A 22,892-nucleotide genomic window follows, 5' to 3' on the forward strand; every position below is an offset into this window, starting at 1 on the left:
AAGTCCGCCGGCACAGGTTTCTGCGCCGAATCTTCAAAGGACAATTCAAGGGCTGAAGCCGGCGTCGGCAGCGGACATATGCACAGTGCCAAGACCCCGACTTGGGTTTTGCCCCCGGGATGAGAGCCTCGATGGGGAGTGGGACGTCCACTTCGCCAAAAGACCTATCAGGAGAAAAGAGATGGCAGGCAGTCATGTGTTGTGCAGGCGTTGTAATCGCTGGATGGTGCCACGCGTCATTTACAGCCGTAGTTTCCCAGGCGTTAATGGATGGAGAATCGGCGGCGGAAAACCCATCTCCAATTGCTGCCCGTTTTGTCTGTCCGAATACTGGGACGAGCTGGAAGAGCCCAGTCCGTTGCGCGGCAGTCTCTTCATGAAACTGCTGAGTATTCCGCTGACGCTGATTATGTTTGCGCTGCTGTTCGGCAGCGTGCTCAAACTTTCCGTCTGGCTGGACAGTTCGGAAGTCCTGCTCGCCGGAAATATTCTGTCGGTTTATGCCGTATATCGCTTCGGACGCTGGTTGGTGAACTGAGTGGGTTCAATCAATGTTTCCCAGGCTTACTCACCTGGCCCGCATGACGACCCGCCCTGTAGTTATCAGGCCGGACAGCGATAACCGGGAAAATCTATTTTCCCTCGTTTGACGAGCCCAGCAGGAACGGCCTTCTCGAGCCCGGCATGCCAGGAAAATTATCTGTTGGAATTCCGGCCTTCGGTTTGAAGCCCCCGGACTTTCCAATGGAGAGAAGCCTCTCAGACGGGGCTTCTCTTTATTTCCAGGATGCCATTGGCGAAACACGCGACGCCGCCTCGAAGGTCAGGCGCGATGGCCTTGCCGTGCACAGGCCAACGCCCTTCTGGTTGGGCAGGCCGATCCAAACCGGGTCTCCCGGGGGAAAAGCCGCAGGCCGTGTTCGGCGAACGCCCCACGCAGACACACCGGACGGCGGCCGAATGACGATGGACCGAGCACGGCCCTGCGCGGGGCGGATTGGAGAGCGACGGACGATCGCCAAACGGTCGTCGAATGACGACGATCACCGGGCAAGCGAAAGTCGAACGTCGGCAAACGCCCCGAACGCACACCGGACGGCCGTCAAATGACGACGAGGACCAGGCAGGAGAGAGTCGAATCCCGGTAAAGGCTCCAAACGCACATCCGATGGCGGTCAAATGACGACGGACCGAGCACGAACTTGCGTGGGGCAGATTGGCGAGCGACGGACGATCGCCAAACGGTCGTCGAATGACGACGACGGCCGAGCAAGCGGGAGCCCCGCCCATTCAATCGGGCCGGGCCGGTGTCGGAGCGACAGCGAACGGCCCGCCGATGACGACGGGAGGGGCTGTGTTCCTGCCCGACGAGGTTTTCAGGAGATTGGCCGGCAGCGTTCAGAAGATTTTCCGATTTCAGTCTTTGCAGCCCTCCTGAAAAAGGCTGAGCCCAGTGCTGACGGGGCTTTCAGCAGATTCGAGAGGGGCTTTCACGGATTGCTCGAGCCGCGTTCACTGATTAGCCGGCGGCAGGAGGATCCGGGGCTGCCGCCGACCACTGGAAATGTGCTGAAAGCCAGTCCTGCCGGGGCTTTCAGCCTTTCAGTCAGCCTTCGCTCAGTCTTTCGCTCAGCCTTTCCGCGGATTGACGCCTCGGCGCCCGCCCCAAAAAAGGCTGAGCCCAGCAACGACGGGGCTTTCAGCACATTTTGGGTCACTGTTGGAAATCTGCTGAAAAACGCCGATTTCCTCTATGTCAGTGAGCTAGCAGACTGAAATAAATAGTTGTAGTCCAGTCAGCTGTTTCGGCCGATGGTGTGTCGCGCAGCGGGGCGGACAGGCCTCTGCCCAGGAACGGCCCCGTGACAGGCAGCGGAGTGTGGCCGGGCGGAACGGGCCGGCGTCGACGGAGAAAATTCGCCGGGCTGTGCACCATGGTGGGCTGTCGCCCGGGCAGGCGCGCGCCGGCCTCACGATGGACTCCTGGTTGCCGGAATTGCCGCTGTAGACGGCGATCACGTTGCTATAGCCCATATCCAGCCCGACTTTTTCCCCAGGGTAGTTCTCCTGGTTCGATCCTGCGGCACTGTCTGCACACCAGACGGTCGCCCAATGACACGGCTCATGACGATAAACGGGTGTCAGCTCATCCCCAGTCGTACTCCGGAGGCCATCCCTGCACAGGACGGTTGCCAAAGGGTCCTTAGATGACAGCGCATCGACGATGATCCTGATCCGAAAAGGGTTTGTGCGGCCCTTTCAGGCCATTTTCTGGCTTGAAAGGGCCGCACAAAGCCGTTGGGCTTGCCGAAAATACCTCCCAGCCATAGGGGGAGATGACCCATGATCGATATCGAGCGAATGACCGAGCTATCCGTTGAATTCCTCGACGCGGCCTACCTGGAGATCGTGGAGCGGGCCAGGCGCCTGGCCGAGCAGTATTTCGAGCAGGCCCAGCAGCTCCTTGGCGAGGAAGGGAAAACCCATGTGCCGATACTGATCTGGGTTCAGCAGATCAGCCCCAACGCCTGGGGCTTCTACTGGGTTCGGGTGCACTATGTCCGGGAGGACGGAAAAGGGAATGCCGTGGCGCGGAAGATCCCGAAAGGGCCATGCCACAAATACCCAGCCGGGGCGTTCAGCTTCGTGAAAGGCACGCTCCTGCTGCGGGTGAGGAACTACGAAGCCCGACTGGCGGAGCTGCGTCAGCTGGCTGCGGAGAACCGAGCCCTGCGCAAGACCACACTGGCGTGGACGGGGCGCTACCAGAAAGTCCAGGTAATGGATGACCTGAGTTACAACGGGGTTTCGTAAGCACCACGCATACTTCTCTAAAAAGGCTGAGCCCAGTGCTGACGCGGCTTTCACTGATTAGACGGGTAGTTTTCACTGATTGGCCGGGGCTTTCACTGATTGGATCTGCCCATTTTCACTGATTGGCTCATCCAAATCCGGCAATGCCCCAGTCGAAAGTGCTGAAAGCCAGTAACCACGCGACTTTCACTGATTAGACGGGCGGTTTTCACTGATTGGACCTGCCCGTTTTCACTGATTGGCTCATCCAAATCCGGCAATGCCCCAGTCGAAAGTGCTGAAAGCCAGTAACCACGCGGCTTTCACTGATTAGACGGGCGGTTTTCACTGATTGGCCGGGGCTTTCACTGATTGGCTCATCCAAATCCGGCAATGCCCCAGTCGAAATTGCTAAAAGCCAGTAACCACGTGGCTTTCACTGATTAGACAGGCGGTTTTCACTGATTGGCTCCATGACAGCTGAAAACACTGTTTTCGTTATGTCAGTGAGCTAGCAGACTGAAATAGATAGTTATAGTCCAGTCAGCTACTTCGACTGATTTTGTGTCGCGAAGCGGGTCGACAGAGCACTGTGTCGCGAAGCGGAGGGTTGCGCGGGATCGGCTCATTCCGAGGGACATCCTCCCAGGGGCAGAATAGTGACTGGCAGCAGGATTGTGGCCGACCTGAACGGGCCGGAGTCGACGGGAGAAAATCCGCCGGGCCATTTGGGATGAGTGGCGGTAGCCCGGGCAGACAATCGCGTACGGCTATAACCGACTTGAATGCATGAAAGAAGCGCGCGCATCCAGAGTCTTGAAAAGTGCTTCTGGCAGAATCGGGTCCCCTACTTTCCGAAGAAACAGCATAGGGCCGTTATGAAGTTTCCACGCAGGGACATGAAGTTGTGCAAGACGAAGCTGCAGGGAATCTTTTGTGTGGGAGTCAGCGCACGTCTGAAATGACAGAGCGGTTGTTCTCCTCAACGGAAAGAGGCGCCGGATTCACCCAAAAAATATTGTCTGGGTGATGTGTTATTCAAGACGCAGGCAACTCTCTTCCCAGCGGGGAAATAGATGCTGAGCGTTTGGAAAATGCCTTATCACGCCCAGGAGAATAAATTTCCCGGAAGTGCTGGGCTATTGGCCGTGTGGCTCCTGTCGTTCAAGCGCTGGGCGAATCGATATCGCGAGCAGCGCCGACCTGTTGTCTGCGGGTACTGACCGACAAGGCGACCGAATAGCTACGCCGTGTTTATTACGCCGGATAAGGTGCGAGCGACAGAGTCGGCAAGGACAAGTGACCTGGTAGTTGAGTCAACTGGCGTTCGAATCGTTTTTCGAAGCGGAAACTCGTTGCCAATCGGGGCATGGGGAAGTTGATCAGAAAAGAGCGTCTCGGTCGGTAGTCGATGTACGGGGAGCGATTTCTGCCCGAGGTCAGGCAGTGGGAAAGGGAAATAACGTTTTCTGTTAGAGCCCTGCTGCGTAGCCGCGCGGGGCGGCTACGCAAGGGGCAGCCAGGATCTGGCAGTCCAGCGGACCGTCACCCCTAGGCGGAGGGCCTCTCAGCGGGCCACAGACGCGTTTTCCCGATAACCCTACGGGGGTTGCCATACCTGGTGGCGAGCAGCGCGCTCTGCGGCTTCCTAGGGGCCTTGGCGCGTGTATGCCATGCAGGACACTGGCCGGCCATTCCGTTGCCTGAATATCCCAGGCCTCAAGCAGGGCGCGAAAGCGCCGCTGGCGAAGCCCTTTCGGGACAGGGTGCCGCTTACTCCTGGTCGGTACCGTACCGCTTGTCGAGCGCTTGGGTGACCTGGTAACCCACGACGGCCACCCTGCCAAGCACCAGGAGGACGCCCGTCACCACATAGACTAATTTCATCACCCTACCCCCTTCCATCCTGTGTCGCTGTTGGGCTCCATCCGACCGCGGCTCCCGCTTCTCGCGTACCGGGGCGGTCTTTTCCCTCATCCGTTGCGTGGCGTCTCGCACGGTTTCCTGGGCGGCGCGATCATAGCGCCGATGCCAGGCGGAGCTCATCCGCGTAGCTCTGCCGGTCCTCGACGTTGGCTCCCTCCTCTCGACCCTACCGTGCTCGGCGCTGGGGGCCCCAGGGCATTCGGCTTGCCCGATTCCTCGCCTGTCGCCGCTGCGTCGGCGCAGTGCACTGGATACTGCGCAGCAGCGCTCGAGGGCGGATGCCGTCCAGGCATCTACCGCATCGAGCAAGTCCCCTGCGCCAGGCAGCTCGACCCGGCGCGTCGCGTGATCGAGTGCCGGTTCGGCCAGCGGAAGCACTACCGGTGGCTCGGAGGCAGGCCAGCCCTTTCCAGGGAAGGCTGGCCTTCGCCGCCGCTGAGCCAGGGCGACGACCTCAACCCGGCCGGGACGCCACCTCCTCGGGCCGGGCGCGGATATAGAGCGTTTTACGAACCGGGATCCTGACGGCATCGCGCAGGCCCAGCACGGCGGCTTCGACGTCTTCCGGGAAGGCTTTCAGCTGCCGGGCCAGTGCCTCGACCTGACTCTCGCTGATGGCCAGGGTGTCGACGTCCCCCAGCGTTTCGGGCCGCGCCTTCTCCAGGACCGCGGCCAGGTAGCCGTGGTAGCGGGCGATCTTGGCCTCTGGAAGAGAGCCGATGTCGGGAATCCCCCAGTCGAGCTCTCCCAACTGGCAGAACAGCGCGCTCAGCGGAATCGTCAGCAGGAACCCCCGGCGGCGGTTGACCCGCCGGGTGAGCGGTGCCCCCTCTTGCGTGAAGTCCCGCCAGAGCCAGTCGCTGTCGAACAAGGGCTGGAGGTCGTCGTCGTCGAAGGGCGTCTTGTACAAGGGCACGAAGACCCGGTCGGCGACCGGGCGCAGTTCTTCCACCCGATCGAGGCAGGCGACGAACTTGCCGGCCAACACCGGCTGGGCGTTGAGCAAGGCGATTTCCGCCGGCGTCAGCCGGGCCTCCTGGCTGGGTGTCACCCGCCCAGCGGCGTGCCCCTGGAGCTTGAGCCGCGGCCTGGAGGGCTCCGGATGCGGCTGGGGCGGGTTTTGGGGGAGCGGCGGGCAGCTCGGTTCCCCCAGCAGCTCGGCCAGCGAGATCTGGCCACGGGCGTTTTTCCTGGGAAATTCCGGCGGTTGCGGTTCGGACGCGGAGTCCGCGGGGGCGTGGGCCATGGGCAGCGGTTCGGCAACGGGCACAGGCGGGCTCGTTGCCGGCTGCCTCCTTTCCGGGGCCGTATCCGGATCGTTCTCTCCTGGCTGGGCGTTCTGGTTGGCCCATTCGAGGGCGGCAGGCTTGGGCTGTGCCTTGACGGCAGCCGGGTCCGGTGTCGAAGGGATACGGGGCTCGGCCGGCCGGCTGGGCGTCGAAATGACGCTTCGCGCTGGCTCCGGGGCGGGATCGGCGTTGAGCCGGTTCGGCGTGGCCTCCCCCGCCTCGAGCACGGGCCGCCCGACGGCGACCCCGGTCGCCGCGGAAACCGGCGTCCGGCGATCGAGAAGGCCTTTTTCGTTGGGCGCGATCAGCTCGACCTGCTCGCCCTCCTTGCCGAGGCGGATGGAGGTCGGCGGCGGGACCGGCACATGCGGAAACAGCACGTCCGGGGAGCTGAGCTTCAGGCAGCGCAGAACCGGCCCCTTGCCGTTCCTGCACAGGACGTGCGGGGTGACGAGCCAGTAGAGCTCGCCATCGTCCTGGCGCTGGGCCAGGCCATGATCCGCCAGGATGGCCAGGAGCATTTCCGGCGAGCGCGGGATGGCCACGATCCCGTCCTTCACCAGCAGGCGGACGATCTCCTCGGCGGCGCTGTGCCAGGCGATATAGACGCCATCGGTGGCCACCCATACCCGGCTGCCCGGCACATTGACCGTCCAGCGTCCCGTGCCGAGCAGGCACAGCATGGCGTCGCTGACCAGGCGGATGACCGGCACGCCGGTATCCCCGCCTCGGGCATTACCCGGCCCCTTGAGCAGATCGCGCCTGACCGAGGCCGAGTCCGACCGGCGCACCCATTCGGTCAGGGGCGCGGGGTTCGCGTTGCCCGCAATCGCATCGAATAGGGCCTCGTAGATGTCCCGCCCGCCTTCCATAAGCCAGGCGACAGTCTCATCGGGGATGAGTTTATGTGCCAGGGCGACCGAGACCTGGACGTGCTTTTCGTGGCGCTGGGCATTCCAGTGCAGGAAGTAGCGATCGAGCTTGTGCTGCATCGCCCACTGGTGGAGGGTTTCCCGTCCGGGGTTCCACTCGAGCTTGCCCTCGAAGTCGGTGGCGCGCAGGTCGGTGATGGCCTTGCCGGCATCGTGCAGCAGGGCCGCCGCGACGCCCGCCACATTCCAGCGCCACCGGCGAGTGCTGCGCCGGGCCGGCGTCTCGGCGGTGTCGAAGGCGGTGGTCAGGCACCCATCCAGGGTGAGGTTGGCGACTTCGAGGCTGTGCCGCAGCAGCCCGCCGGGACCGGCGTGGTGATGGTTCTCCGAGGCCGGCAGCAGGTGCGCCAGCTCCGCGAAATTGATCAGGATCGGTTCGACGTAGCGCTGGTACTCGTCCTTCGGCAGGCCGATGGAGCCTGCGATGCGGTCGATCAGCTTGTGCTGGTAGTGGCGCATTAACCACTCGCCCGTCACCTTGCCGGGATAGCCTTCCTGGTAAGGGGGGTAGCGCAGGTTCCGCCAGTTATGGTTTTCCAGGTAGGGGCGAAGCTCCGGGGGAATCAGCCGCTCGGCCGGATGGGGTGCCTTGGCGAAGGGCGATGCGTGGTTGTCGCCGAACAACCAGCGTTTGAGGAAGGACAGGAACATGAGGACTCTCGCTTCAGTGGATGGAGCCCTGATGATCGGCAATCAAATGGCGGCTGTGCGGCCATTTCGCGCCACTTTTTGGCTCGAAAGGAAGCACGAAAAGCAAAAAGCTGCAGGTGGGACGGCTGTTCAGGGGCGACGAATGGGAGGAAGTCCCTGAGGTGTAGGCCGATATGTGGAGAAAAACTTACCGCTCATAGCGGGACGATCGTTCAAATATGTGGAGAAAATCTTACCGCCTTCGACCTCATGAGCTCTTCGGCTTTTCCAAAGTTTTAAAGAAAGCTCTTCTTTTTCCTTTTAATCCTTTTTTCCTTTTAAGACCTCTAGAACCCGCGTAATCCGTGGCTTTCAGCCAGAATATGTGGAGAGAAATTTACCAATATGTGGAGAGAAATTTACCCATATGCGGAGAAAAACTTACCAATATGTGGAGAGAAATTTACCCATATGTGGAGAGTTGAACTCGGCCTCCATATATGAGTAGGCTCTGTGCCAGAGGAGCATCCAAGGAGCCACACATGCCTCACAAGGCAGCCACCAATCCTGATTCCGCACAGGCTTCCAAAGCACGCCCCATGGACGAATGGCGCATTTGCAAGTCAAACGCCTTAGTCGAAGCCGGGTACAAACTCACTCTTGGGGAGCATCGGATCATTCTGGCTTGCATTGCCCAGGTTCGACGTGATCAGCCAATCAGTGACCAGATCATCTATACAATCCGAGCTATAGAAATCGCGGAATATGCCGGCATCACCCGACAAGGCGCCTATCAGGAGCTGACCGCTTCAGCGCAGACGCTGTTTGAACGGTATGTCTCGGTACTCTATGGCCCCAAGGGAGAACGCGCCTCGGTGCGTCGCTTTCGCTGGGTCCAGATGGTCGATTATGTGCCGACCGAGGGGCTGGTACGGTTGCGCTTTGCCGCCGACATCCTTCCGTATCTGGCCGACCTATCTGAGCGCTATACCATCTACCCGATCACCGATGTAGCCAAGATGACCTCCGCCCACGGTATCCGTCTGTACGAGCTGCTGGTGCAATGGCGTGGCGCCGGCCAGCGCGAGATTGAGGTAGCGTGGCTGCGCCGGGCTTTCCAGCTCGAAGACCGCTACCCCTTGCTTGCCGATCTGAAGAAATGGGTCATCGATCCCGCAGTCAAGCAAGTGAACGAGCACAGCCCTCTTCAGGTCAGTTGGACACAGCGCAAGAACGGTCGGACCGTCACTCACTTCATCTTCACATTCACGGTTAAAGCAGCCGCCTCAACAACAGCCAAGACCAAGCCTGGGACCAAGGCAAAAGCTAAGGGCACACCAAAGCAAGTGCTCGACTTGGAGCAACCGCGTCTCCTTACTGAGGCCGAGCTAAGTCGCCTGGCATACCCTGGCGAATCCCGCGAAGGCGCCCTGCGCCGCCTGCATGCTGTTCTTTGTTGAAGCTGATTACGTAATCAACATAATTTATGCAAGCCATGTAACTTACGTAATCACAATAACTGACGTAACTTACTTTTGTTGTGCCTCTTTCATAAGTTGTGCAATTTCTGCCTCATCCTGTGCGGCCAGCAGAGCCACGGCTGCTCGGATCACGTCCGAGCGACTGGCCCGGAAGTCACGGGGGATCAAGCTCAAGCGCTCGATTTCCCGGTCCAACTCATCTGACAGGCTGAAGGTAATGCGTTTGTAGGTCCGCTCACGGGCCGACGCCACCTGCATTGGCTTTTTGCCATCCACCTTCGCTCCATTAATAAAGTCATCTGCGGCGGGCGACGTGGCCGCTGGGTTGATTGGCTTTTTGAGATTACCGACCCCCATCATTCAGTCCCCCACAGTTCGGCAGCGATCTGTTCAATCTCTTCGACCGCCTTGGCATCTGTACCTGCTTCCAGAACCGACGAGCCGGCCTCATCAGCATCGTCATACACATTCCTGGCAGTCGTGAACGACTGCAGCGGCTCGAACCCGTAGCTGGTACAGGCGTCTTTGGAATCCAGGATGCGTTTCACTTGGCTGGGCAGGGAAGGGGCCTGGGTAATCACTGAGCGGGCAATTAGCCCCGGGTTCACCGACCGGGCCAGCGTGATCATCTCTTCGGCATGCGCCAGGGTTTTGAGGTCCCGACGCTTGGGCCGGAAGGGAAACAGGGCATGAGTGGCCACGGTCAAGGCCGAGCGCAAGGCCACTGAGTCGGCCCCGCCGGCATCCACCACAATCTTCTCGTAGCGCTTGATTCGATCCAGCAGCGTCTTGCGGATATCACCTTGGGCGGTCTCGATCCGAAGGTCCGGCAAGTCTGGGTTCTGTTCGCGCTCCCGCGCCCAATCCAACGATGTGCCTTGGGGGTCCGCATCCACTAGAAGCACGTCATGCCCTTGACGCTGCAGCCAGACCGCTAAGTTCTGCGCCAGGCAGCTCTTGCCGCTACCACCTTTCTCCCCACCCAAGACAAGAATCATTACTGAAGCTCCGTAAGTTATGCAGCTGAAACTAGTGATGTAACTGATGATACTTATGTAAGTGCAATCAGTGAAGCAAGCGTCGCAAATTACGTAATGGCCATAACTTGCGCAAGCAAGCGGCCCCCGGCTACCGGATAGACATAGGGCTAAATCAGCGGTTACCGCACTCTTCTATGAGTGCGATGAGGAAAAGCACCTCGTGGCGAAGCTTGTTGCCAAGCTGGTGGAAACCGGGGAGGGGCTCGCCTAGCTCCGGCCGTACACTCAGCCGTACTGCTGTGAGCGGCCCTGATGGTGGGTTTTTGCTGCCGGTTTTCTATCCCCTGGGATAAGGCGCCCTTATCAAGGGCAAGCACGGCAGTCCCCACAGCGGAGGTTGGCGGCTGGTGCGGTGTGTACCACGCTTAATACGGGAGAGTATGTATTCGGCTCCGCCCCATAATCGGAAATTTATTGGCCAGACTGACTCTGGCGTACTGTGCGAGAATCCCTGTAATTACCTATCGCGCGCTAAATCAATCCGACGCTGGCTGCGAGCGACACAGACGCGACAGACGAACATGGCGAGCCCACCCGAGACCAAATCCTCCAAGTCCGCGCCCAAGCGCAAGAAAGCCGCCGCCAAGGAATCCGGAGCGATGGCGGCAAAGCGTGCGTGCGTGCCCCGCCGCACCGATGACGCGCCCGCCATCGCCAGTCCGGCCGCAACCGGGCCTTCCGGCCCTCTGCTAGAGGGTCATGTGGGCGCGCAGTACCTGTTGCCGCTGCTGTCGGGAGGGGAGGCGCGGGGACTGCCGGGCATCGTGGTTACTCGCGTGGCGTTCCAACGGGCTGGCTTCAACCATCCAATGGACGACGTCATCGTCACTGGCCACGATCGTCAAGGCTGCCCGGCCACGCTCGAACTGCAAGCGAAGCGCACGATCACCTTCACTGCGAGCGACAAGATTTTCGCGGAAGTGGTCGCGCTGGCCTGTCGGGCTGTGACCAAGCCTGAGTTCGAGACGACGCGCTACGAGCTTGCAGTGGCGATTGCACGCACGTCCACCAAGATTGAGCAGCACATCCAGGAGGTGCTTAAGTGGGCGCGTGAGTACCAGGACGCTGAAGGCTTCTTTGGCCGACTGAACCAGCCCGGTGCCACGCACCAGGCGATGGGCGAGTTTGTCGCGGCGTTCCGTGGCCACATGCATACGGCCGGCGCGGCGCATGACGACGCGGCCGTGTGGCAATTGCTGTCTCGCTTCCAAGTGCTGGCATTCGACTTCGAGCAGCCCGGCTCGGTCTGCGTGCAGCTGGCCCGCGAGCGCTGCGCGCTGCAACTTGTGCCTCAGGACGCGGTGCGAGCTGGCGAGCTGTGGGACTCGCTGCAGCAGATTGCGTTGCAGGCCGATGCCGCTGGCGGGGACCTGGACGCTCCCGCACTGCGCGAGCGACTTGCCGGGAAGCGCGGCTACCGGCTCGCGGGCGACCGGCGCTTGCACGTCGCACGCGAGCGGCTCGCCGAGAGCGCGGAGAACACGCTGGCTACCATCAGCTCGCGCGTGCACAGCGTGGCAATCGACCGTTCCGGCCATGTTGCCGCCGCACTCTCAGCACTTGAGCAAGGCAGGTATCTTGAGATCCGCGGCAGCGGCGGCGTCGGCAAGTCGGGGGTGCTAAAGGATCTCGCACAGCGTATCAGCGTTGAGTCCCGCGTTCTCGTCGTCGCACCGCATCGTGTTCCCGGGGGAGGTTGGGCGGCGCTGCAGGCACAGCTCGGTTGCGACGCGAACGCGCGCGAGCTGCTGACCGACTTGGCGGGCGACGGTGGGGGAATATTGTTCATCGATGGTCTTGATCGCTTCGATGACCCCGGGCAGCGGGCCACCGTCGCGGATCTGATCCGTGCGGCTGCGCAGGTACGCGGGTTCCGGGTAGTGGTCACTGCTCGGCTGGACTTCGCTGCTGATGCGCGCGCGTGGCTGCCGGCGCAGGCGCTGCAGGAACTCCGCGAAGCGTCACCGCTGGTCATCAATGAGCTCGGCGACGACGAGGTGGCTCGGCTTCGGGATGCAGACCCCGCGCTTGCCGCGTTACTGCGGCCTGGGCACCCTGCAGAGAAGCTAGTGCGCAACCTGTACCGTTTGGAGCGGCTGGCGCGCGGCGTAGCAGCCGAAGCCGCAGCGCCCTTCAGCGAAGCGCAGATGGCATGGCAGTGGTGGACAACGGGCGATTCGGCAGAAGCGATGGGTCGCCTGGAGCGGTGTCGCCTGCTGCGGTCGTTGGCGGTGCATTCGCTGGCCTCGTCGGCACCGATGGATACCAGTACCTCGCCGGCGGGGGCGATCACTGCGCTGACCGAGACCGGATCACTTCGTGCGCTCAGCTCGGTTCGCGTCGAACCCGCACACGATGTGCTGCGCGACTGGGCGATCGGTTGCCTGCTGTATGAAGATCCAAAGCACTTCGCTGCGTTGGCGCTGGAGAGTCCTGCGCCGGTGCGCCTTGCGCGCGGCGTGGAACTTGCTGCGCGGTTGCATGCGGAGTTCGACAGCAACGCAATGGCATGGGGGGGGCTGCTTGATCAGGTGAGCGTGCCCGGTGCGCACGGCTCGTGGAGACGTGCCGTCTTGCTTGCTCTCGCGCGTTCGGAACGCGCGAGAGAGGCGCTGAACCGCTGCTTACCCGCACTGGCCGCGGACAACGCAGAGTTGCTTGCTGATCTCATCCGTGCAGCCATCACTGTCGACTCCCAGCCGGCCGCACCATTTTGGGCGGCACTCGGTGCCGACACGAGCAAGCTCACCGATGACTTCGTCGTGCCGTGTGGTCCGGCGTGGCTCAACCTGATTGCCTGGTCGCTCGCCATCGGAGACCGCCTGCCTCACGCTGCGGTGCCTCAGTTCGTCGACCTCTACAGCCGCTGGTGCAGCGCGTTTGCGGGGCAGGACGCATTGTCGCCTCTGCTGGTAGCGCGCCTGTATACGTGGCTGGTCGAGGTTGAGGCGAAAAACCATTCGAAGGCGTCAGGCTTCGAGGTGTGGATGGCCGCCAAGGAGGCGCCCGGATTGTCGATGACGACGGCGCAGGAGAGCGACCTTCGAACGGCCTTTCTCCTGTGGTGCAAGCTTCGCCCGGCCGACGCAGAGTCGTACTTGCAGGGGTTGGCCACCCATCCGCATTTGCACGTTCTATTCCGCCAGCTGCTGCCGTTCGTGGGCACTGCGCCGTACGCGGCTCCGCAAGCCATGGCCGATCTGTTCCTGCAAGCATTGCTCAGAGGGGACAATGAAGAAGATGATCGACGATCGCGGATGCGGAACCCGTTCTCGACATGGGATCTGATGTATTTGCCTGCGTCGCCGGCGCGCGCGCCCTTCCTCGATCTGCTGAATGCGAACAAGGAGCAAGGGCTGCGGTTGGTGCGCGGTGTCGTCGCGCACGCTGTACGGCACCGCTCTCGCGGCCGTGAGCCAGACGACAACCGCATCGAGGTTCCACTTCCCAGCGGGCGGCGCTCGTTCCCCTGGTACCAGTCATACATGTGGGCCCGCTCGCAGGACAGCTACATCGTCGCGTCGGCGTTGATGGCCTTGGAAGCGTGGGCGCACCTGCGCATTGAGCGCGGGGAGCCTGTGCAGGCAGTAATCGATGACGTTCTGGGCCCCGAAGGATCCTCCGCGGCTTATCTACTCGTCGCGGTCGACGTGATGCTGTCGCATTGGCCAAAGACGCGAGAGTGCCTGTGGCCGTTTGCAGCATCGGCCGATTTGTTGGCAATGGATCGTCAGCGGTTCGCCTACGACACCGTGAACAGCAACGACATCTACACCGCTTGGGGGCGCCCTGAGCCGGCCGGAACGATCAGGCTGGACAGCCTGCGACGTCGGCCCTCGCGCCACATGGCGCTTGATGTCGTGCTCTTAGAGTTTGGGTTGCATGGACCCGCCGACGTGCGCGAAGCGATGCAGCAGGCACTACGGGGCGAGGAGGCACGAATCGGAGCGCCGGATAGCAACAGCAGCGGCATGGCCGATCCGAGGTTTGCCGCCATGAGCGCACTGAATCAGCTTGATGCCGCGAACTACGTGCCGGGAGACGCGGACGAGGACGGCCAGTCGACTGTCAAGTACGTGCCACCCGCTGACGAAGCGCGACTACTCGCCGAGCTCCAGAGGAAGGGGCTGCTCGGCGGCGCCGAGGTTGCGATTCGCGGGCAACTCATGCAAGCCCTAACCGAACCGCGCTGTCCGGCGCAGCTTCTCGAACAGGGCGTGCGTTGGGCGACACGCGACGCGTCAGCGTCGCAGGCTGATCCGGACAAGGATGAGCAGGGATGGATCGAGCGCACGCGGTTCATCGTTGCCGCGCTGGTGATACGCGATGGTTCGCGGGAGCTGAAGGCCGCGCAGGGTGATTGGGCGCACGCGCAACTGGTAGAAGCGGCAATGCGCAAACCGGACGATATCGGTGTTGTGAGGCAACTGCCGTACAACGTCGCCGCGATCGCGGCGATCGGGTTTCTGGCTGCATACCGCGACGACCATGAACATCCGGACCTGCCGCGCCTGCTTCACTTGGCGGCCAGACCCGATACGGGCATGACATCGGTGCTTCGCGCCGAGGTAGCAGCGCAGCGCCCATTGCGTCCGGAACTCACACGGTCGCTGGTTCGCCTTGGCGTGGCATCTGCTATCTATGCTGTGCCGCAACGCAATGACGATGACGATGACGATAACTTCGGTAGCATCGATGACTATCTTGTGCGCCAGCAAGCGCTAGAGACCGTGCGCAAGGAGGCTGAACAAAAGAGGCTGCAGAGTGCGGTGACGGCGGAACTACACTGGCTCGCAGGCGACGGTCCAGAGCCCAGCTGGCCTGAACTGCCCGATCCGTACCCACCCAAAGAGCGACGTGGAATCTCGCTGAGCAAGCCGCGGCCGCGACAGAAGCGATCCCCTGTGCAGTCACGTGTTTTCGCGCTGGACGAAGTGGCAGCGGCGCAATGGTTATCGCTCGCGGTCGAACTCTGGTGTGTGTCTAATCCCGATCTGCTCTGCGCGGTGGTACGGTATTGCTGGCCATGGACCGCCGGCGCGAATGGCGTGGGTTGTGGGCCCAATGAGGAGCCTAGCGAGCTGGCATTCGAATGGAACGATGCCTATTTCGCAGCCGCGCTCGCAGCCGGGGTCTCGATCGGAAACGCAGGTATTGAGGAGTACGTGCTTGATCCCCTCGCCCAATTGCCGGAAAAGCGATTCCTCGATGCCGCGGAGACCGTGCTGCATACATTGGATCAGCTGTGGCTGAACGGCGGCGTGGTATCGGACAGCACTGCCGTGTCGATCCGCGAGGCGCTGGCGCAGCGGCTTATGGCGACTTGGTCATGGCGCCACTTGGCGTCCGAGCGCTCCGTGGGCATAGGCATTCACGTTGCCGGAGCAGTTACCGCGATGTTCATGGGGCAGCACGACATAAGACGAGGAGCTCGCTGCTACGTCCTTCCCCCTGGAGCCGCCCGCGCTGACTTGCTCCTGCCCATGCTCACGCAATTGGCCGAGCAGGCAGCCGGGTCCACGTTCGTCGCTATCGCGTTCCTAAAATTGCTGGAGATCGAACCGCACGCGAATCGGCTGATATTTATAGCCCGTGTGGTGGCTGCGTGGTGGCGGGTGCAGGGCGCAAATACTGAGTTCTGGATCGATCACGGGATCGGGCGTCGCCTGTGCGAGTGGATCGACAAGGCGGTGCTTGGCTCGCCTGTCTCGCCGACGGTGCTTGATAGCGCGGAACTCACCTCTATTGTCGACATCCTAGTGCAATGTGGTACGCCGTTGGCGAGGGTGCTCGAGGAGCACCTCGAGGCCCGTCGAAATGCAGACGCCTGACAACTAGCAGCAAGATAACCACCATCTATACCGGCAGCAATCAGCCAATATAGATAGTCCGTCCCAGTAGCAACCTTGGCCTGAACAGCAGACATTGGTCGCTTTGGTCGGTGAGCTCAGCATTAGGCTCAACCGAACTCACAGTTGTCTGATGATTGCGTCAGCCTGGAGGCTCACGTCCAGCGGAGCCTTTGGTGCACCTGGCGCGTTGCCAGGGTTCTTCTCGTACGTGGTCCTGAGCTTTCCGGGGAAGAACTTCTCGTACCAAGCTCGCTTCGCAATCCATTTTTCAACGTAAATCGGATCATTCAATCGGCCGACATGCTCCCAGTAAATCTCCTCACCTTGCCATACCAGAGTAAAATCGGGAAGATACATAGTTCCATCAGAAGCGAAGAGCGGCTTCTCGTAAAAAAAGGTGATGTCTCGCTCATGAAGCATGTTGGCAATAATCACTTCGGATTTGCTTCGAACCATGTCGTTTGACAGAGCCTTGTGGATCTTGCCTGCTTCGTACCAACCTTCTTCCAACTTGAGAAGCTGAGGCGGTGCGACATGCCACCCCAGAAGCGATGAGTTGATCCGACTCAGCCAGCATCGCTCTCGGCGCCGCATGTCGATGAGTGCCCCTGCGTCACGTTGGATCAGCAGGGTGCAGTGGCGTTTGCCTCGTGTGAGCGCTGTGTAGAGCAGCTCCTGACTCAGCAGCTGACGCTTCGAGGCCGGGATGACGACATAGATGCGGTCGAACTCGCTTCCTTGAGCCTTGTGGACCGAGATCGCGTACCCAAGCTCCAGATTCTCCTCGACTCGCTGATTCGGAAGGTAACGGCCGCGAGCGTCCTTACCAAGATCGGCTCCATAATTGAGCCGAATGTCTCCCTTGCGGGAGAACTTGACCGCAAAGCGCTGTAGACGGAAGTTCCATTTTTTCCACTCAGACTTGTCATAACCGTGAGGCCCGACGAAGCCCAGCTCACCGTTGAACACATCGCACTGATCCACACGCTGTGTACGGAAGTCATACCCATAGATGGGATCCGAAGATGTCCGGTTTCGGATCTGGATAACCTTGTCGAAAAGGGCGATGCCATCCAGTGTGCCTTTGCGCTTAATCATATCTCCGCTCTTGTGCAGCTGAATGGCCAAGTTCAGCGCTTCGATACCGTAGAGCTCGCCACGGTAGGGGCTCAAGACTTGTGCGTACTCCGGACGCCAGTCGTAGGCTTGGTCCCAAAGTTTGAAGAAAGGAACCGAGCTGGGATCGACACCTGCATCTTCAGCCATATCCGCTGTTATGCGCTGCAGCAAGAGCGACGAGAGGTCTTCCGGTTCCTGCCAGTAGAGAACCCTAAGGTCTTTGTCGACGTCGCCTGAGGCCTGAACGCGCCGCAGCAGATCTTCAATGGCCGCCTCCTTATCCTCGTCCTTCTCATCGGAAACGTCCGACTGCCTGTAGAGGCTCGCCAGATCAATGATCCCGGTCCCCTTGCCTTCCGCACGGCTTTCCAGCTGCCGCAGGTTCGCGGTTAGCTCTGAAATGGACCCCGGAGCCTTGATTCGACAGTAGTGAACAATATCTGCGAATACCCGCCCCGTTCCGATCGGCGGCAGTTGGTTGGGATCTCCGACCAAGATCAACCGTTTCACCGTCGACCATTTGATCGCCAGGAACAGCGTGGCAAAGAGCTGAAGATCCATCATTGAACATTCGTCGATGATGATCGTTTGGCGCTCGGTCTCCTGTTCGCCTCCAATTCGCTTGAAGGTCAAGTTGTCGTTGAGCCAACCGCGCTTGGCAAGGAACGAGTGAATCGTTGCCGTCTCCACGGCGCCACCGAGCGCTGCATCTCGCTCGAATACCTCGCGGGCACGGTCGGCCGCTTTACCCGTGGGCGCCAGCGCGATGACGGACGCGCCGACACCATCGACCTTGCGGATTGCCCTAACGATCGAGGCGAGAACTGTCGTCTTGCCTGTTCCTGCTGCGCCACACAGAACGGAGAACCCTCGGGTGAATACCTGCGAGCAGGTCGCCACCTGAGTCTCGATCGCTTCGTCGTATTCCTTCTTGGCGCGCATCGCGAGCGGGCTGTCAGCCTTGAACAGGAAGTCGCGCCAGTTCTCTTCGGTCATCGGAACACGCAAGGCGATGTCCTGGCGCTGGATCAGCTGTTTGATCTCCCGCTCGATGCGCTGCTCTGCCTGCTGATGTATACGCAGGTACACATAGTTGCCGTCATCCTCGCTGCGGAAGTACAAGGCATCGGAGTACTCGGTCTCGTCGACCTCGAAGTACTTCGCACGAAACTGGACCTGCTTCCACTCCGGAACACTCTGCAGACGCCGATTCATGAGTGCGACGAGCCCACTCTCCTCGACAAACGTGTGTCCGCTCACGCGTAATAGGCACTCCACGGCCAGGGCTCTCAGTCGTTGTGGCGAGTCGTGCCCTACGAGCTCGGGCACACCCAGCTCAGGTGACGGGATTGCCGCACGATCGAGCTTGCCCCAGGTGATCCGATCGTCCGTGTTGAGCCCGACGTACTGCTCCGACAGCAGATACGGGTTCGCCGCGATGTCAGCGGTCCTGGCATACAAGCCATGCGGGTAGTACGGACCCTCGATGATTCGTGTGATCGTCTCGGCATTGATGTCGAGACGAGCCAGCACGTTCTTCAGCAGGGCCTGACTCTCCGCCTCCAAGAGCCTCCAAGATCGGTGTGCGGCACTAACCGCGCTCTTGCTCAGCGACTTGCCCCCCAGAGTGTTTGACTTGCCCTCCAGGAGCAACCAGATAGCCTCGACGGCCTTGATCTCCCGTCCAAGCGCAAATTGGTTCTTGAGGTACGGAATTGCCTCGTGCAGCTTGAGGTAGACACAGATCTCGGCCATGCCGGGATAGGCACCACGCCGTTGCCATAGCTCGCTAATGACGCTTTCGAGCCACTTGCGCCTGGCCTCCCAATTTTCGCTGGTGTCACCAAGTTCGATCAGTACCAGCACTGCTTGGTGAAACTGCTCGACAAGTCCCAAGGCCTCGTCATCGGTTAGCAATTTCGAGCCGTACTTGCATAGGAGAGGATTGTCGGGAAAGACCGCAAACCGCTCGATGCAAGGATCGTCCTTGTATAGATGATAGGGCAGCCGCAGCCCCTGCTCCGGGTAGGCCGAGGTGATATTGCGGTCCCAGACATAGCCACCATACCGATCCATGGTGCGCTCGTCGCAGCCGTCGTAGAACAGTTCGCCTCCTATCTCCACTACCCTGGACAGACCGATCAGTGCATAGCGCGGTTCTTCGTCCGTACTAAACGGGTTGGAGTAGTTTGAGTAGTAGAAGATCAGGCTTGCGTTCTTCTCGATTTTGGCGAAGAAGTCGTCAGCGTACTTCTTCCGTGTACGTGCGTCGTAGCGGTTGCCATCGCGGACTTCGTCCCGGTACATCTCCTCATAGGGCCAAACGCAGACCGTCGCCGGAGGCAATGCCCAGTCACGCCGCTTGCTTTCCTTGTTGAAGAAGGAAGGAGGATCGGCAAACGCTATTAGGGCCTCTGCACCAAAGGCATTGATGCTGTAGATGCAGGGGGGCGCTTCGTTAAGGCCGGAGCAGGCTTTGCCTGCGCAGGATTGCTCCCATGCCAGATCACGGCGTTCCGCAATCATGTCCCCTGGGTACGAGTGCGCACCGACGCAGTAGGTGTTCTTCTGTGGAGCGCTGCAGACGTGGCCATTCCAGCCGTCGTCGTGCCATGCCAGTCGCGCCGTTAAGTGCCACCCCATCTGTTACTCCCCCTGTAGCTTTCTGGCCTGCGGTATTATGGACTGCTGCCAATTCGAAGGACCTTGACGTCCACTCTCGGTTAACTGCCGCAGTTTACCGGGCTAACTTCCGCTGTTGGCCGCCTCTTGCCTGCCGTGTCCCCGTTCGCCGCTTCTGCCTTCTTGCGTGTCCACCCCCCGCTTGCCGCTCCGGCTATATGTGATAATGTCCTTTATCACATAGACACACCCCCGAGCCCGCCCGTGCCTGCTCTCCCCCCAGACTCTCCCCCGCTACTGCTCCCCGCCGGCCCCCTCGAGCGGCTGCCGGCCCTGGTGGTCGCCGCCGGCGAACGCGCCCAGCTTCGCTTTCTCGAGTTCTTCACCGCGCAGATCCGCAACCCGCACACCCGGCGGGCCTACGCCCGCGCGGTGGGGGACTTCCTAAGCTGGTGCCAGGCGGCCGGGGTGCCGACCCTGGACACGGTGCAGCCGCTGCACGTGGCGGCCTGGGTCGAGCAGCAGACGCGCACCCACGCCGCGCCGACGGTCAAGCTGCGCCTGGCCGCAGTGCGCCATCTCTTCGACTGGTTGGTGACGGGGCAGGTGATTGCACTGAATCCGGCCGCCGCGGTGCGCGGGCCGCGGCACAGCGCGCGCACCGGCAAGACCCCGGTGCTCGAGCCGGCCGAGGCCCGGCAGCTGCTGGCGAGCATCGAGACCGACACGCCGATCGGCCTGCGCGACCGGGCGCTGATCGGGCTGATGGTGTTCGCCTTCGCCCGGGTCGGCGCGGCCCTGGCCATGCGCGTCGAGGACGTCTACACGCAGAACCGGCGACTGTGGATCCGCCTGCGCGAAAAGGGCGGCAAGGCCCATGCGATGCCCTGCCATCACAGCCTGGAGGAGTACCTGCACGCCTACCTGGAGGGGACCGGGATCGAACACGACCCCAGGGGCCCGTTGTTCCGCACCCTCCAGCGCGGCACCGGCCAGCTCAGCGCGCGGCCCCTGGCCCAGGCCAATGCGCATGCCATGGTTCGCCGCCGGGCCCAGGCGGCAGGAATCCGCACGCCGATCGGCAACCACAGCTTCCGCGCCACCGGGATCACCGCCTACCTGAAGAACGGGGGGACGTTAGAAAACGCCGCGGCCATGGCCAACCATGCCTCGACCCGCACCACCCAGCTCTACGACCGGCGCCGCGACGAGATCAGCCTCGACGAGGTGGAGAGGATTCGGCTGTAGGTTGTAGGGGAAGGCGTGAAGCATGACTTGCTCGGCCCGATCGGCCCCGGCTGTCAGGCCGCACAATGCGGATCAGGCTACCCCGGCACGCGCCGGGGTCCCCCATAGCCCCGGCGGGCTAAAGGGCCTCTGGCAGGCCCGGCAACGCCAGCAGGCTTCGCCGCACACATGTAACCCTGCGCAGAACGGTCGTTTGGTCGTTTGCTTGCTCCAGGAGCACCGCGCCTGACCGCAGGAAATTCTGCGGGGCAGTACGCGCACGGAAAGGTCTCGCTTAGAGACGCGCTGCGCTAATTCGCAAACCCCTTGAAAAATCGCTGAAAACCGCGTCATTAATGGATTCCACCGATCACCACTGCTCAAATCTGTTTGACTTAAAGTTATACAAATTGCTAATCTGAATTTGAGGACTGCAACTGCGCATCTTGAGGCTTGGCTTGCCAGTCATTGGCCCCCTCGAATTCGGCAGCGGAGAAACTGGCACTCTCCGAAGCGGTGACGATCAATGAGATCGGATTCTGAACCCGAAGGCGCAAGCCGGGTGCTAAAGAATCGCTGCGACCGCTCCTCAATATTTTTCGCAAAGGCGCCTCAGAGGGGGCGCCTTTGTCATTTCTGGCGAGTTGGATCCACGATTCGGCCAACCAATGTCCCGTTCGGCCTGGGCTTTGGATACCAGGTCACCACGTAATAACCAAAGCCTCGACGCTCCTGACGCGGCTCCAAGATCAGCGAGCCCATCTTGAGCTTGAGCACGGCCAGGCGCTGACCACCACGCAACTCTCGAAATTCACAGTAGATCGGGGCATTGGGCACCACGATTGAAGCGATGTGAGCCGCTACCCCCTCGATCGACATACAGCCATGCTTCGCTAGATCAGCCTGATGGGCTTCCCAGATGTGACGCACCCCGAAGCCCCTATTTGGGCCCAAGTGCACGCCAGCCCGCAGAAACACATCACCACCGGGTAAACCGTATTGGGGCATCTCTGGAATCGTGCCGAAGCTGCATACCCCGCAAGGGTGGAACACCAACGCATTGTCTTTAAGGCCGTGGGAATAGTGCGACACGAATAAATCCAAGATCCGCAGGAAGTGCTGCTATTGTGCCACGCACGCCACCGGTCACCTGCCGCGACTTTCCAAAGCGGGGAAAACACAGAAAATCAGCCTCGAACCGTCAGGTTGAGGATCATAGATCCCGGTGCAGTTGCATCAGGAAACATCAAAATGAGCCCTAACTCATTCTCGACCAGATGCCGGTAGCGATACAGCCCGGTCCAGGTCGCCATTGCCCTTGATCGAGTTGCGCTTTCGGGGAATGACCGCCCGTGCGCCCTGCGCCTCGATCTGTTCGCGGATGCGCTCGCTGTCATGGCCCTTGTCGGCCACGATCGCCTCGGCGGACGGCAGCTGGGTAATCAGCTCAGGGGCCGAGCTACAGTCATTGACCTCGCCCCCGGTGATCTCGAAAGCCACGGGCAGTCCATGCGCATCGACGGCCAGGTGAATCTTGCTCGTGTGTCCCGAACGGCTTTTGCCAATGGCTTCGGGCTGCTCGCTGACCGCACCGGCACTGTGCTGGTGGGCCTTCACATAGGTACCGTCGATGAACGCCCAATCGAGATCGGGCTCCTCGATCAAGGCCTGGAAAAACCTTGAGCCACTTGCCGGCCGCCGACCACGCATTGAAGCGCTTGTAGACCGAGTTCCAGCGCCCGAAGGCGCTGGGCAGGTTTCTCCAGAGGCAGCCTGCGCGCATCCGGTAGATGCATGCCCTCGACCGTGATGCGCAGATCCGGCTTTTGGTAGATGGCTTGCTGGAGCAGAACTTTTTCCAGCTTCGACCAGAGTTCATCAGTGAGCATCAATCGGGGCATTGCCAGCCTGCGGAGGGGGCGGTGTGGGAACCTTGATTTTGCAGGTTTTTTCCTCCTCATCGTTCCGCTGGCTCAAAACG

Annotated in this window: 10 protein-coding genes and 1 pseudogene; 5 read left to right on the forward strand and 6 right to left on the reverse strand. The window is 61.1% G+C overall.

Annotation, left to right across the window (positions count from 1 at the left end; translation table 11 throughout):
- The first annotated feature begins 181 nt into the window (after positions 1–181).
- Both ACG10_RS24020 and mobI read left to right on the forward strand, forming a co-directional pair.
- Positions 182–538, forward strand: coding sequence for a hypothetical protein (locus tag ACG10_RS24020; protein WP_157731526.1), 357 nt, complete (start codon positions 182–184; stop codon positions 536–538).
- Positions 539–2,343: 1,805 nt separating this feature from the next.
- Positions 2,344–2,814 (forward strand): conjugative transfer protein MobI(A/C), encoded by a 471-nt coding sequence (gene mobI / locus ACG10_RS24685; protein ID WP_089170230.1) that lies wholly within the window; start codon positions 2,344–2,346, stop codon positions 2,812–2,814.
- 2,359 nt (positions 2,815–5,173) lie between these two features.
- On the opposite strand, the gene mobH is transcribed toward mobI, so the two are convergent.
- Positions 5,174–7,591 (reverse strand): MobH family relaxase, encoded by a 2,418-nt coding sequence (gene mobH, locus ACG10_RS23350; protein WP_089170232.1) that lies wholly within the window; start codon positions 7,589–7,591, stop codon positions 5,174–5,176.
- A gap of 521 nt (positions 7,592–8,112) precedes the next feature.
- Between mobH and ACG10_RS23355 the strand changes: the two genes are divergently transcribed.
- Positions 8,113–9,030 carry a replication initiation protein gene (locus ACG10_RS23355; RefSeq protein WP_232487329.1) on the forward strand — a complete coding sequence of 306 codons (918 nt, stop codon included), beginning with the start codon at positions 8,113–8,115 and terminating at the stop codon, positions 9,028–9,030.
- A gap of 69 nt (positions 9,031–9,099) precedes the next feature.
- On the opposite strand, the gene ACG10_RS23360 is transcribed toward ACG10_RS23355, so the two are convergent.
- Both ACG10_RS23360 and ACG10_RS23365 read right to left on the reverse strand, forming a co-directional pair.
- On the reverse strand, positions 9,100–9,411 hold the full coding sequence (locus tag ACG10_RS23360; protein ID WP_175559803.1) for a ribbon-helix-helix domain-containing protein: 312 nt from the start codon (positions 9,409–9,411) through the stop codon (positions 9,100–9,102).
- Complete coding sequence (locus tag ACG10_RS23365; RefSeq protein WP_089170233.1) at positions 9,408–10,049, reverse strand: nucleotide-binding protein; 642 nt, start codon at positions 10,047–10,049, stop codon at positions 9,408–9,410. The genes ACG10_RS23360 and ACG10_RS23365 overlap by 4 nt, the downstream gene beginning before the upstream one ends.
- 743 nt (positions 10,050–10,792) lie before the next feature.
- Between ACG10_RS23365 and ACG10_RS23370 the strand changes: the two genes are divergently transcribed.
- Positions 10,793–15,922, forward strand: coding sequence for a hypothetical protein (locus ACG10_RS23370; protein ID WP_232487330.1), 5,130 nt, complete (start codon positions 10,793–10,795; stop codon positions 15,920–15,922).
- A 138-nt stretch (positions 15,923–16,060) separates the two neighbouring features.
- On the opposite strand, the gene ACG10_RS23375 is transcribed toward ACG10_RS23370, so the two are convergent.
- A complete protein-coding gene (locus ACG10_RS23375) occupies positions 16,061–19,705 on the reverse strand; it encodes an AAA family ATPase (protein WP_089170235.1) in 3,645 nt (1,214 codons plus the stop codon).
- 243 nt (positions 19,706–19,948) lie between these two features.
- On the opposite strand from ACG10_RS23375, the gene ACG10_RS23380 reads away from it, so the two are divergent.
- Entirely contained in the window at positions 19,949–20,932 is a 984-nt protein-coding gene (locus ACG10_RS23380; protein WP_232487331.1) for a tyrosine-type recombinase/integrase, read from the forward strand.
- Between the two features lie 609 nt (positions 20,933–21,541).
- On the opposite strand, the gene ACG10_RS23385 is transcribed toward ACG10_RS23380, so the two are convergent.
- Positions 21,542–22,003 carry a hypothetical protein gene (locus tag ACG10_RS23385; RefSeq protein WP_089170236.1) on the reverse strand — a complete coding sequence of 154 codons (462 nt, stop codon included), beginning with the start codon at positions 22,001–22,003 and terminating at the stop codon, positions 21,542–21,544.
- Between the two features lie 173 nt (positions 22,004–22,176).
- Positions 22,177–22,812, reverse strand: a pseudogene (locus ACG10_RS23390) (IS5 family transposase); the annotation flags it as partial.
- Positions 22,813–22,892: the final 80 nt, after the last annotated feature.

Origin of the sequence: Azotobacter chroococcum (assembly GCF_002220155.1) — a bacterium.
In the GTDB taxonomy this organism is placed as follows: Bacteria; Pseudomonadota; Gammaproteobacteria; order Pseudomonadales; family Pseudomonadaceae; genus Azotobacter; species Azotobacter chroococcum.